12 protein-coding genes are annotated in these 12560 nt (G+C 46.0%); 5 read left to right on the forward strand and 7 right to left on the reverse strand.

The window, feature by feature from the left end; genetic code table 11:
• Positions 1-295: 295 nt before the first annotated feature.
• From yxiS to ABXR35_RS11280, 3 genes are all read right to left on the reverse strand, one after another.
• The gene (gene yxiS, locus ABXR35_RS11270) at positions 296-661 is read right to left on the reverse strand and encodes a protein YxiS (RefSeq protein ID WP_367059655.1); all 366 of its coding nucleotides are present in this window, start codon (positions 659-661) and stop codon (positions 296-298) included.
• Positions 662-776: 115 nt separating this feature from the next.
• Complete coding sequence (locus tag ABXR35_RS11275) at positions 777-1730, reverse strand: Gfo/Idh/MocA family protein (RefSeq protein WP_367059658.1); 954 nt, start codon at positions 1728-1730, stop codon at positions 777-779.
• Between the two features lie 122 nt (positions 1731-1852).
• On the reverse strand, positions 1853-2545 hold the full coding sequence (locus ABXR35_RS11280) for a TerC family protein (RefSeq protein WP_367059661.1): 693 nt from the start codon (positions 2543-2545) through the stop codon (positions 1853-1855).
• A gap of 676 nt (positions 2546-3221) precedes the next feature.
• Between ABXR35_RS11280 and msrA the strand changes: the two genes are divergently transcribed.
• Both msrA and ABXR35_RS11290 read left to right on the forward strand, forming a co-directional pair.
• Positions 3222-4181 carry a peptide-methionine (S)-S-oxide reductase MsrA gene (gene msrA / locus ABXR35_RS11285; protein WP_367059664.1) on the forward strand — a complete coding sequence of 320 codons (960 nt, stop codon included), beginning with the start codon at positions 3222-3224 and terminating at the stop codon, positions 4179-4181.
• Between the two features lie 326 nt (positions 4182-4507).
• On the forward strand, positions 4508-4696 hold the full coding sequence (locus ABXR35_RS11290) for a DUF2188 domain-containing protein (RefSeq protein WP_367059667.1): 189 nt from the start codon (positions 4508-4510) through the stop codon (positions 4694-4696).
• A 206-nt stretch (positions 4697-4902) separates the two neighbouring features.
• Here ABXR35_RS11290 and ABXR35_RS11295 read toward each other — a convergent pair whose 3' ends face one another.
• The 3 genes from ABXR35_RS11295 to hxlR all read right to left on the reverse strand — a co-directional run bounded on the left by ABXR35_RS11295 (position 4903) and on the right by hxlR (position 8905).
• Positions 4903-7596: a septation ring formation regulator EzrA gene (locus ABXR35_RS11295; protein ID WP_367059669.1), complete on the reverse strand. Its 2694-nt coding sequence runs from the start codon at positions 7594-7596 to the stop codon at positions 4903-4905.
• 178 nt (positions 7597-7774) lie between these two features.
• Positions 7775-8422: an SDR family oxidoreductase gene (locus tag ABXR35_RS11300; RefSeq protein ID WP_367059672.1), complete on the reverse strand. Its 648-nt coding sequence runs from the start codon at positions 8420-8422 to the stop codon at positions 7775-7777.
• A gap of 123 nt (positions 8423-8545) precedes the next feature.
• Complete coding sequence (gene hxlR, locus ABXR35_RS11305) at positions 8546-8905, reverse strand: transcriptional activator HxlR (RefSeq protein WP_367059675.1); 360 nt, start codon at positions 8903-8905, stop codon at positions 8546-8548.
• Between the two features lie 320 nt (positions 8906-9225).
• Here hxlR and hxlA point away from each other — a divergent pair, with 320 nt between their 5' ends.
• The 3 genes from hxlA (at position 9226) to ABXR35_RS11320 (ending at position 11939) form a co-directional block, all read left to right on the forward strand.
• Positions 9226-9858, forward strand: a complete 633-nt coding sequence (hxlA, locus tag ABXR35_RS11310) for a 3-hexulose-6-phosphate synthase (RefSeq protein WP_367059678.1) — start codon at positions 9226-9228, stop codon at positions 9856-9858.
• 4 nt (positions 9859-9862) lie between these two features.
• Positions 9863-10435 carry a 6-phospho-3-hexuloisomerase gene (gene hxlB, locus ABXR35_RS11315; RefSeq protein WP_367059681.1) on the forward strand — a complete coding sequence of 191 codons (573 nt, stop codon included), beginning with the start codon at positions 9863-9865 and terminating at the stop codon, positions 10433-10435.
• Between the two features lie 472 nt (positions 10436-10907).
• On the forward strand, positions 10908-11939 hold the full coding sequence (locus ABXR35_RS11320) for an LLM class flavin-dependent oxidoreductase (protein ID WP_367059684.1): 1032 nt from the start codon (positions 10908-10910) through the stop codon (positions 11937-11939).
• 51 nt (positions 11940-11990) lie between these two features.
• Here the strand turns inward: ABXR35_RS11320 and ABXR35_RS11325 are convergent, their stop codons facing one another.
• On the reverse strand, positions 11991-12545 hold the full coding sequence (locus ABXR35_RS11325) for an RNA 2'-phosphotransferase (RefSeq protein WP_367059687.1): 555 nt from the start codon (positions 12543-12545) through the stop codon (positions 11991-11993).
• Positions 12546-12560 lie beyond the last annotated feature (15 nt).

Genomic DNA, 12560 nt, shown 5'->3' on the forward strand with positions numbered 1-12560 from the left:
CAATTGGTCGTTTAACGAATACTTGTTTCTACAATAGTATCTACAATTAACGACATAAACTGTCATATGTAAAGATGGAGGTGACTATCATTCTCTGATCGTATAGAAGCTAATATTATACTGTTTCACTATCCATCCAAGTCATATGGTACAAGAAACTCTGGCTATAAATCATAAAACTATATAAAAAAACGGCACTTTTTCCGTGAATAACGCTGGAAAAAGTGCCGTTTCCTATGTCATAACCCATCCATACCATTTAGGAACGATTATGCCTGTTCATTTTCTTACCAGATCATGCCTCTTCGTTATGCTCTCCTTGTCGATGCTGCTTAGCACGTCGCTCGTCCAACGCTTCACTTACAGCAAAAGCAAGATCATCATTGCCATACATTGCAAGTACACCAAGCAAAGTATCATTCTCGATCTCGCCCGCCTCTTCCTTCGGCACAGTCAAACGAATGCCCTGCTCTAAGCGAGGATTGTCGATCTGATCAGGGTATGCGCTGCAATACAGCTCACGCGCATCAAAATCATTATTTACACACCATTGTGTAAAGACAAGAATCATCATATCTTCATCGCGACGATAGCTCTCTACAATCTGCTCTTCACGTCGCTTGAGTTGTTCCTCGCGTGTAATGTCATCAAATTCATCCATGAATGTCATCCTCCTGCCTCGTGTTCCTCATCGTAGTTCATCGCCTACTGCTTGCTTGTTTATCATGTACTACTGGATTATCTATCATCTACCATTTTATTGAGCCGAATCTACATTATAAACCAGCCGTCAACTGCTCTGCTAGCTCATGTGTATCCAATACCAAATCCGCACGAATGCTGCACTGCTCCGGCGCATTGAGACGATCTAGGAAATGATCCACTACTCCAGCAAAGCCGCGCCGCTCCAAAATGGTCTCCCAGCTGCCAAACATCTGCTGCTGCGGCAATTGTCCCTTTTCATACAAATGCAGCTGCTCCATATTGATCACTTCCGCCGAGCGCCCGCCCCCATGCAGCGACAGCTTTTCGCTATCCAATCCGGCGCTACGTACCATGCTGTACTGACCATAGCGCTCATTGCCAAGTGAGAGCATACCCGAAGCATGCAGCAATGGTCCATTTCCCTGACGACGCAGCTGGCGTGCTAGCACACTGTAGCTATCATTGCCTAGCCAGAGTAACAGATCAAGAATATGGATTAGATCATCATATACTGTTTCTTTGGCAGGGATACTTTGTAATCGGGTACGATGCTTACTAATCTCACACAACTCAAATCCACCCGCTTCTGCCAAAAAAGCATACGCATTCATATATAAAGGAGCAAATCGACGGTTAAAGCCTACTGCTAACAGCAATCCTTTCGCTTCGGCGAGCGCTGTCATAGCACGCGCCTCATCCATATCATACGATAATGGCTTGTCTACGTAGACTGGCAATCCATAGTCCAGACATGCAGTGACCGTATCATAATGCGTTTCCGTAGGGCTATGAATAAAGACTGCATCCACATCCCAGCTAGCAATGTCGCTGACCTGTGTACTGCCATGCGATAAACGATAATCTTCTACCGTCTGGCGAACCGTCGCTTCTGAGCGACTCACGACGCCAACTAGCTCTACATCCGAACGCCCGCATAATAATGGCAAATACACTTTACGTGCAATCCCGCCGATTCCGATCAAAGCTACCCTTTTGCGTTTACGTACGACTTCTACTGATTCCATCTTTCTGCTCCCCTTTACAGCAACATATGGCTTCATTATAACAGCGATATGTTCCGGTTCCTATACGAAAACACCCCTGCATCGCAAAGTGGCGAAGGCAGGGGTATTGAAAATGGGGATCATTACAGAGCTGGCTCGCTCATGGCACGGGATTGTTCTTTTTTCTTCTTCGTACGCAATCCGAGTAAAATGACCGCCAATACGATAACAATTTCAAATCCATATTTTACAAAGCCATTGGCAAAATAACCACTAATAAACGATTCTTCCATCACCATCTTAGCTGCTGTCCAAGCAAGGATGGCAGAACCGAGTATGATAATCCATGGGAATCGCTCCATCAGCTTCATGATCAGCGTACTACACCAGACCATGACTGGAATGGAGATTGCCAGACCAACGATAACGAGCAACGTATCGCCGTGTGCAGCACCGGCAACTGCCAGTACATTATCCAGACCCATCATCGCATCGGCGATAATAATGGTACGAATCGCCGCCCACATGCGTGTGCTACCAGATACATCACTATCCTCCTGCTCCTCAATCAACAGCTTATAGGCGATATACATTAACGCCAATCCGCCAAGCAAGTGCAGACCCGGAACCATTAACAAGTAGACGACCAACAACGTCGCAATAGCGCGGATAATCACTGCTCCTACCGTTCCCCAAATAATAACCTTTTTCTGGTTTTCCTTCGGGATGTTGCGCGCCGCCATACCGATGACGATAGCATTGTCGCCAGCAAGCACCAAGTCAATCATAATAATGGATGCCAGCGCCAGCCAAAATTCAGCTGTCAAAATCTCCATGTGACCACTCCTTCTTTGTGTTTGGCTTCCGCCAGAATGATTTGCTGTAGCTTCCAGACATAAAAAAATCACCATGACCCGAAATGGGGTCTATGGTGATCTTTGAAATCAAAAGAGACCTCACCCAATTCAGTAATCAGGCAAAGGTCTCGCTAACAACGTAATGATGCGTTGCCGGTAAAGCCGGGGACTTAATCCCGTAATGACGACTTTACTGTAGGAAGCTACTCCCCTTTGGAAACTATGTTTAAGCAATAATTGCAGTATACACTATTTTTTCCATAGCGAATAGTCCTATATTTGCTGCGTTCCTATAATCATAACCGAATATACATATATCGACTTTGGTATTTTCATACCAACTGTTTTCAAGTCAGTTGAATAGTAGGTAGAACATAATCCCATACTATTCTAAAAAATAGACACATCCGTTGATATCCTTTTTTCGTATAAGGTAACAGCAGTTGATACACGACAAACAATATCTTGAAAACTGGATTTATTAGGTTGTATGTGATATAATAGCCATCTATCATCTTGTATAAAATAATATTTACGGGATGATCGTGACGTTTGCTTGAATATGGAGCGTCAGCTATGGGTATAATTACATTGAACTGGTGTATTACCAGTATTGTTTATTTTAACAACTCTCATGAAATGGAGTGACTTATACATGACTGAATCTCGTCACGAAAAAGCAACATTTGCTGGTGGATGTTTTTGGTGCATGGTAACACCATTTGAGGAATTGCCAGGTATTGTTAGTATCCGTTCCGGCTATACAGGGGGGCATACCGAGAACCCGACGTATGAAGAAGTATGTACGGAAACAACGGGTCATGCGGAAGCTGTACAGATCGTATTCGATCCAACCATTTTCCCTTATACCAAATTACTAGAACTATTCTGGCAGCAAATTGACCCAACGGATGCAGGTGGACAATTTTATGACCGTGGTTCTTCGTACCGTACTGGCATCTTCTATCATACCGAAGAACAACGTGAACTGGCAGAGCAATCCAAAAAAGATCTGCAAGCTAGCGGACGCTTTGACAAGCCAATTGCTACTACCATTGAGCCTGCTCAAACGTTCTACGAAGCGGAAACGTATCACCAAGATTATCATAAAAAAAATCCGGGTCATTACAAACGCTATCGTAAAGGCTCCGGTCGCGATGCCTTTATTGAAAAACACTGGTCCAAAACGGTAGATAAACAGGAGCTGAAACAGCGCCTAAACGATATGCAATTCAAAGTAACTCAGCAAAATGGCACGGAGCCTGCGTTCCAGAATGAGTTCTGGGATCATCATGGTGAAGGTATCTACGTGGACATCGTATCCGGCGAGCCGCTGTTCAGCTCAACTGACAAATACGATTCCGGCTGTGGCTGGCCTAGCTTTACCCGTCCACTGCGCGATTATCATGTAAAAGAAAATATGGACTTGAGCCACTTTATGGTTCGCACCGAGGTACGTAGCCGCGAAGCGGACTCCCATCTCGGTCACGTATTCGACGATGGTCCCGGTCCAAACGGACTGCGCTATTGCATTAACTCCGCTGCCCTTCGTTTTGTACCAAAAGAGGATCTGGATGCAGAAGGTTATAGCGAATACAAAGCATTGTTCCAATAAGCCAATATAGATCGAAGAACCTGTAGGATTCTTTCACACTACGAGTACGAGGAAGTAGAATTTTTGATGCTACGTGGAATGAGTTCTTAGTATAGGTTGAATCAAATCGCACGTGATTAAGCGGCGGCAGAATGTATTCTGTCGCCGCTTTTCTTTTTGAGATACGATGAGGATGACAAGGGACGAAATGAAGTGTCACAAACGTTTCTTCCTATCCATTTCGGGTAAAGCATACATAGAGAAGTGATCATACAGACGCAGAGTAGCAGGATGATATAAGATCCATCTTCCTCTGTCTGTCATTACAAATCAAAGGAGCGATACCGATGCCATGGACCAAAAGTGACTACCCTACTTCTATGAAAAACTTGGACAAACGTGTACGCGACAAAGCAGTCGACATTGCAAACGCCTTGCTGGACGAAGGCTATGAAGAAGGTCGTGCGATTGCCATTGCTACATCGCAAGCCGAAGAATGGAATGAGAATCACCCAGAGCATAAGCAGAAGAAGTGATCTGACTATATCATCACGTCGCTTCATTCCAACGATGATAGATTTTAAAAAAGCCTGTCTGTATAGGCAACGAGATGGTTACTGTATCATAGACTGAAACTTCTCTCTGTAGAGAAGTTCCAGTTTATGATTACCTTATCTCGCTGCATACAGGCAGGCTTTTTTAGTATGCGATTATATTTCCATATTCTCTCTTCTCTACTGCGTTACCAATTCGATCCGCCGGATGAATCTCCGCTCGTGTTATCACTGCTTGAACCACCACTGGAGCTGTTATCGGACCAGTTCGAGCCGCCACTGGAATCTCGATTACTGCTCCAATTGGAGCCACCGCTGGAACTCTCTTCACGGCGGCTGGAACTAGAAGGCGCACTCCAAAAGCCAGCGGAACTAGAAGGGCGATGATTGACTCGATGACGGTTACGCTCCAATCGAGCATTGTGTGCCTGAATACGCGCACGACGCTGCGCCTCTTTGCCTGAATGAGTAATAGACAGCAAATCATCGATCAGAGATCGAATGCGACGCAGTGGCTCATCTGCTGACTCGTAACGCCCCTCATTCATACATTCGCTGTAGCGTCCCCAATACAAGTCGTAATCATGATCATATGCCGCTCGCTGACGTCGATTCATAAATGAACGCGCTCCGCGAAGAGCATGCTTATAATCGGATGCCACAGCATTGGCACGCGAATGTAATGTATTGCGTTGTTGCAGCAAATCTCGCAGTTGTTGATCCAGATTGCGAATCATACTGTCGTAACTGGCTACCTGATCTGTCAGCAGCTGCAAATCCAATCGTCCATCGTCAAACAGCGATTGCAACGAAGCGCGCAGCTCTTGAATCTGATTGTACTGACTCCATAGCTGATTGCGCCGACGCCAGATCAGACCGCTGCTTTGCAGCATATCGTTCATAGAATTCCATAACTCATCCGCATGTTGAAACGATGTGCGAACATGCTGCTCCTCTTGCTGCCAGCGTTGAAAGCTTTCTCGATTGCCGCGCATGACATATTGCGATTGTTCCGCTAGCTGCTTTAGCTCATTTAACACCTCACTAGCTTCCTCATATGCCTGACGCTCTGGACGAATCAGTACCTTGAGGTGACGAATCTGATTGTCGCCATGCTGAAGACCAGACACCATACGTCTAAATTGCTGCTTTTCCTCTTCCCATAGATAAGAGCGATACCGATTCTCTATCGCCTGCCACTCCTGTTCCAAGGATACTGTCGTACCCTTCAGATTGGACAGCCTGCCTTCGAGTAAAGGTAATTGCTCTTCAATATGCTGCTTCCATTCGACCTGCTGCTGTACCCGCTGCACGGATTGTTCCAGCAATGTATTCATCTCTGTCCATACGTTACGGGCAGAATGCATATCGCCGATCTCCAACCATTGTTGCAACAACGGCAATTGATTTGTTGCTTGCCGTACCGCTTCGTTGGCATGCAGGGATGGCAGTAAGCCATGCTGCTGGATCACGCTGTCCACCTGATGACCAACCTGCTCTGCTTTATGCGCAAACTCACCCATTTGACTGTAATAAAGAGGCAAATCATGCACATCCTTGCGCAGCTCTGTACTTTTATTGGTTGCATAGCCTGTTAATTCGGCAGCTTTTAACGGCTCTTGATAACGCGAAGCTTCAGCAGCTTCCTTCCATTGACGAATAGTCGCCATACCCTCGATCAAATGATCAAGTGGAAATCCGGTTTGCTGCTGAACACGATCTAGTTGCTGTTGTAGATCAGTGACCGTATGCTCTAGCTCCTGCAATTGATCCAATGCCTGCTTCTCGGCAGCAGCTACTTTTTGTACCTGACCGATATGAAGTTGAATCTCCTGCTCTGTTCTGTCCAGACGATTCGTTGTCTCATCCAGTAGCTGACGCAATGCATGACGCTTAAACAGCCAGTACCATGGCTTGATCAACTGTGGACGCTGCTCATTCAGCTCGACCATGACTCGGCTTAATTGCTGATCTGCCTGACGGATCAATGATCCGCTCTCTCCTTTTGTCATATCCAAAAAAGGACGTAGCTGCTCTAATCCGCGCATCGCTGTTGTCATCAGGTCCATCGTCCGATTTTGCAATGCTGGTAGCTCGACAAAACGCGGCTTAACCATGCGATACAGCCGCTTCCCCACCCAATACATGAAAAACAGAATCAGACCAATCAATCCGATCAACAATACCACAGCTGCGATTTTACCAAACATGGCACCGAAGCTATTCGGATCATATGAATGTGCTGATTCTTCAGCAATCGAAGATTCTGCTGCGTTTGTAGAAGTATCGGCATGACTCGTCTTCGGTGCTGACGACGCAGCTAATGGTGCAGCAGAGCTTGCACCGGACTGATTCTTTTTGGATGCAGATGGAGCGACAGCTTGAATATCCGGCAAGCTTTTGCTATAGCTGCGAATGCCCTGCATCAGATTGGATGCACCGCCTGCATAATCGCCTTCCTTGGCATACGGAATAAAGTACCGATCAGCGATGACTTTGAGTGCTTTGGCATCGGTATCTACATATTCTCTGTCCAGCATCGCATCTGCCAACGGCGCATTGGTAAACTGAATTTGAATACGATGCTCCTGCTCGGCAATGACAAGTAAGACATCACTGCTTTTTAGCTTCCATTTTTTATATACCGCTTTGGAATATGTAGCTGGCTTCTGACCATCTAGCGTAGGAATCGTCAAAATATAAAAGTGTAGCTTATTGCCCTGTGCTTCTTGCTTTAATTGCTTTTTGTCGGTATTACTGAACATTGCTGCATGATCCTGTACATAGCCTAGCTTGTCAGGTAGCGTGGCAGCGTGAATATGTCCGCCTGTGCAGAGTGTAACCATCAGCACGATCAGCAGACTAAGTCCCCATTTTTTCATACAAACACCCCTTTTGATGACCTATAACGAGCAGAGACCGTATATTGTCTATTTTTGCAATCTCTTGCTCTTCTATACGTATAGTATCGGCATTTTGCTTCAAAAATGAAAGCCGCAGGGTAATCGGTACGATACCGATTACCCTGCGGCTGTTATGCCATATGCTATATGCTGGTGTTTACAGAGATTTCAACGCGTCCGCAATAGGGGTAGAGCCGGAAATGACATCATAGCCTTTGCGATACGTTTGTTTGTTGTCGATCAACTGTGCAATTAGCTCAGCAACATCCGCACGCGGAATGCTACCGCCTTCGCTCAGCTGTTCGCCAATTTCGATATTGCCTGTGCCTTCGTCATTTAGTAAACCGCCCGGACGCACGATGGTATAATTCAGTGAACTAGCTTCCAGCATACGGTCGGCATAGTGCTTGGCAACATAATACGGCTTAATGGAATCCGACCATTTGGTACGATCGTAAGAGAACATCGCGCTGACTAGCACAAAACGCGAAATGCCTTCCTGCTCTGCTGCTTCCATACTTTTCACTGCGCCATCCAGATCGATCAGTAGCGTTTTATCCTCGCCAGTACTACCGCCGGAGCCTGCTGCGAATACGACAGCATCCGCGCCCCGAATGACCTCGGCTAGATGATCGACAGTGCCTTCCAGATCAGCCAGTGCCGTTTTCGCACCAAATTGCTCTAATGCTTCCGCTTGCTCTGGCTTGCGGATCACTGCTGTCACCTGATGTTCGGTATGAGAAGCAAGTCGCTCGGTCAGCAACTTGCCAATTTGTCCATTTGCTCCGATGATTGTAATATTCATGATGAATCTCCTCCTGTGTGCGAATATACGGTAAAGGCCTGCAAATGAGTGCATCATTCAGGCTCCCTTACATGTATACCCGCAAATCGAGGTTCTTCTATCATCCTATTGTACAATTGTCTTTTAGTTCCACATCGCTGGCTTGATTTCTACTGGTTCAATTTCGGCTACTTTCATATAATTCTGCCCCCAGCTGTACATCGCATCCAGAATCGGCATCAGGCTCTCGCCAATCTCGGTCAATGAATATTCTACTTTGGGCGGAACCACAGGGTACACTTCGCGGTGAATGATCAGATCTTCCTCCAGCTCACGTAATTGGCTAACCAGCATACGCTGCGTAATACCCGGAATGAGCGATTTTAGTTCGCCAAAGCGCTTCGTGCCTGTTTTGCCCAAATGCCATAAAATCAGCATCTTCCATTTGCCACCAATGACTGAAAGTGTCAATTCCTTTTCGCAATTAAATATCCGTTCACGCATCTATTCATTCCTCCATTGATTTTCCACAAAATGAGTAATTATATCGTTCTGCATGGATTTTATTTCTTATCCATCGCCTTGTATCATCTGCCGTAAGCCGCGTCATTCCTCATAGTATACTTTTAGGCACTATGTAAAGAAAAAGTGCGTACTTACAAAAGTCACAATGTTTACTTTATACTAGCACTACAGCGAACGCAACCGTTCCTCGCCGAGTGCGATGAACATTTTATAGCAATTTGCTTAAAAACCCATTGTTCGCATCGTAATAATCAATTATATAATCCGCAGCGGCGGACAATTACAGGAGGAATTATACTATGGAACTGCAACTCGCATTGGACTTAGTCAACATCCCTGAAGGCATCGCACTGGTTAAAGAAGTGGAGCCTTTTATCGATATCGTAGAAATTGGTACACCTATCGTTATTAACGAAGGACTGCATGCAGTCAAAGCTATGAAAGAAGCGTTCCCGAACCTGAAAGTACTAGCTGACCTGAAAATTATGGATGCTGGTGGTTATGAAATCATGAAAGCTTCTGAAGCAGGCGCAGACATCATCACTGTACTGGGTGCAAGTAATGACCTGACCATCAAAGGCTGTGTCGATGAAGCGAAAAAACAAGGACGCAAAGTATTGGTCGATATGATCAATGTAAAAGACATCGCTTCCCGTGCCAAAGAACTGGACGAGCTGGGCGTAGATTACATCTGTGTACACACTGGTTATGACGGTCAAGCAGCGGGTCAAAGCCCATTCGCTGATCTGGCAACAATCAAAAGCGTTGTGAAACAAGCAAAAACAGCTGTAGCTGGTGGCATCAAGCTGGATACACTGCCAGAAGTAATCAAAGCCAACCCGGATCTGGTTATCGTAGGTGGCGGTATCACTAGCCAGGACGACAAAGCAGCAACAGCTTCCCAATTCCGCGATCTGATCGCACAGGCGTAAGTACATGAGTACGACACCTGACATTTCGCTGCATTTCCGTACGGTGCTCCGCGAATTGGAAGGCACACTGGCAGCCATTCCTGCGGAACAGGTGGAGCAGTTAGCACAGCGTATTCTAAGCGCACGCAAAATCTTTACCGCAGGCGCAGGACGTTCTGGTCTGATGGCAAAAGCGCTAGCGATGCGACTCATGCAGCTTGGTCTAGACGCTTATGTCGTTGGTGAAACGGTGACTCCACGTGCTGGTGAAGGCGATCTGTTGATCATCTCCTCCGGCTCTGGGGAAACACAAGGCTTAAAAATTATGGCGGACAAAGCAGTACAAGCAGGAGTTGCACTGGCGGCAGTGACGATTTTCCCAGATTCCTATATTGGGCAAAAAGCGTCCCTCGTTGTACAAGTTCCGGGTTCGCCCAAAGACCCTGCGGATAAAGGTAGCTTTGAAACCGTACAGCCAATGGGTTCGCTATTTGAGCAAACGATCCTGCTGCTGTTTGATAGCCTGATGCTGCATCTGATGAGCCAAAAGGGCGGCGATACCGCAGCCATGTTCGGCAATCATGCAAATTTGGAGTAGTCTACGCAAATGGTATTGGTTGTAGTTATACCTTTTATATGGTCTTACATGATACAATCCCCGAACAGTCACGGCGCAGTGGCTGATTCGGGGATTTTGTATATCGTTCTCTTATTCCAAATAGTCGCGCATTCGTATTGTCGCTATTGCATAACAGGGTGCAGCATGTGTATACAGGCATTCAAACGAACCGATCGCGATGATCGTAGCAAGTCCTTTCAGTACATATAGCCTTTGAGTTTTTATGCAATATGTACTATACTATTAGTTACGACATCAAAGTAACATAGTATTAAAAAGTAACAAAATGAATAGGTCCATATCCTTCTGCATGATCTAGATAATCTATCCTTTGTACCCTAATGTCGGTTGCTATGGGCAATCTATTTTGTTGATAGCTGCTGAAGAATGCTTGATATAATGATGTAATTGCTTGCATAAACATCTATTCTGAACGAATGAGGTGATCTCTATGTTAAAACTGGGAATTCTGGACCAGAGTCATATTAATGAAGGTCAAAATGCGTCTGATGCCTTGAACAATACACTTCAACTGGCACAGGCAGCAGATACATTGGGATATTCGCGATATTGGATGTCTGAGCATCACGCGTTTCCAAGTTTGGCGCATTCTAGTCCAGAGATTATGATTGCGCATATTGCTTCGCATACGTCACGGATTCGCGTCGGCTCCGGCGGTATTATGCTGCCTCATTATAGCGCTTATAAAGTAGCAGAGAATTTCCGTTTGTTAGAGGCATTGTATCCGAATCGTATCGATCTGGGCGTAGGACGTGCTCCGGGTGGTACACCACTCGTCAATCGTGCGTTGCAAGAAGGGAAATTCCCATCGATGCACGCAGCAGATCGGTATCCACAGCAAATCGTCGATCTGATCAGCTATTTGAACGATGCGACACCGTCAGATCATCGTTTTGCTGGTTTGACTGCGCAACCGAGTATTGATCATATGCCTGAATTATGGCTGCTTGGCTCTAGCGGTGGCACAGCCGATCTAGCTGCGATGACAGGCGCATCATATGCCTTTGCTCAATTTTTTGGTATGACCGGTGGTGAAGATGCAGTAGCGCATTACAAGGAGCATTTCCAACCATCTGTTATGTCGCCTACTCCCAAATCACTGGCTGCGATTACTGTTGCCTGTGCAGATACAGAGGAAGAAGCTGAATACCTGATGCGCAGCAATGATTTGTATTTTATCGCATTGCGTGAGAATCGACCGCTTCCTTACTTGCCTTCGGCAAAAACGGCAGCAGATTACCACTATAACAGTACAGAGCTTGCCCATATTCAGGATACCCGTCGCTTCCGCGTCGTTGGTACGCCAGATCAGGTCAAGGAAAAACTGCTTCAGTTCGCCGCTGATTATCAGACAGATGAATTGCTGATCGTCTCTGCTATTCATGACAATCAAGCACGCATTCGTTCATATGAACTGCTGGCGGAAGCTTTTGAATTGCGTACCCCTGAACCACAGCGTTAAACCATAGCAAAAAAGCAGCGAATCCTGCGATCTCGCTGCTTTTTTTACTGATTACAACTGCGCAACGGAAATGCAATCCGCTGGAATATGCTCCGTCAGCCACACCTGATGCCCTGCATCGTAGAATAGTACGCCCTGCTGTGCAGCACGTACCGTATCAATATGCAGCAGCAATAGTTTACCCTTACGACGTCCAGCCAGTTCTGCAAAATGTGTATCAGCGGACAAATGTACATACTGCCGCCCCATCGGCTTCAAGCCTTCCTTTTCAATTCTTGGATATACGGACTCTGCTGTACCGTGATATAACAGAGCAGGCGGTTGTGCTACTGGATAATGAATCTCCGGTTTGCTATGTCCATAGCGTGCTCGAATGCGATCACCCACAATCTCAAACCGTTGCTTCTCCGAATTCGCGACCACCTGTCGCACATCCTCTTCGCTGACGAACGCCCACCCTCTTTGCTCGGATAAAATATGACTTAACTCGGCAAGTGGGCAGGAAGCGTCTTCTGGATCAAGCACTAAACCGTATTCTCCGGGATTGTGACGTAGCATATAGCTCATTTGTTTACTGAGCTGCTTTTCTTGCGATGCGTTTAGCATGATTGATTCCTTCTT

Origin of the sequence: Paenibacillus sp. JQZ6Y-1, assembly GCF_040719145.1 — a bacterium.
GTDB lineage: Bacteria > Bacillota > Bacilli > Paenibacillales > Paenibacillaceae > Saccharibacillus > Saccharibacillus kandeliae.

Coding starts and splice junctions, on each gene's coding strand:
- ABXR35_RS11325 (WP_367059687.1), bottom strand. CDS start 12,545: ATGCTAAACGCATCGCAAGAAAAGCAGCTCAGTAAACAAATGAGCTAT.
- hxlA (WP_367059678.1), top strand. CDS start 9,226: ATGGAACTGCAACTCGCATTGGACTTAGTCAACATCCCTGAAGGCATC.
- yxiS (WP_367059655.1), bottom strand. CDS start 661: ATGGATGAATTTGATGACATTACACGCGAGGAACAACTCAAGCGACGT.
- ABXR35_RS11290 (WP_367059667.1), top strand. CDS start 4,508: ATGCCATGGACCAAAAGTGACTACCCTACTTCTATGAAAAACTTGGAC.
- hxlR (WP_367059675.1), bottom strand. CDS start 8,905: ATGCGTGAACGGATATTTAATTGCGAAAAGGAATTGACACTTTCAGTC.
- ABXR35_RS11280 (WP_367059661.1), bottom strand. CDS start 2,545: ATGGAGATTTTGACAGCTGAATTTTGGCTGGCGCTGGCATCCATTATT.
- msrA (WP_367059664.1), top strand. CDS start 3,222: ATGACTGAATCTCGTCACGAAAAAGCAACATTTGCTGGTGGATGTTTT.
- ABXR35_RS11295 (WP_367059669.1), bottom strand. CDS start 7,596: ATGAAAAAATGGGGACTTAGTCTGCTGATCGTGCTGATGGTTACACTC.
- ABXR35_RS11300 (WP_367059672.1), bottom strand. CDS start 8,422: ATGAATATTACAATCATCGGAGCAAATGGACAAATTGGCAAGTTGCTG.
- ABXR35_RS11275 (WP_367059658.1), bottom strand. CDS start 1,730: ATGGAATCAGTAGAAGTCGTACGTAAACGCAAAAGGGTAGCTTTGATC.
- hxlB (WP_367059681.1), top strand. CDS start 9,863: ATGAGTACGACACCTGACATTTCGCTGCATTTCCGTACGGTGCTCCGC.
- ABXR35_RS11320 (WP_367059684.1), top strand. CDS start 10,908: ATGTTAAAACTGGGAATTCTGGACCAGAGTCATATTAATGAAGGTCAA.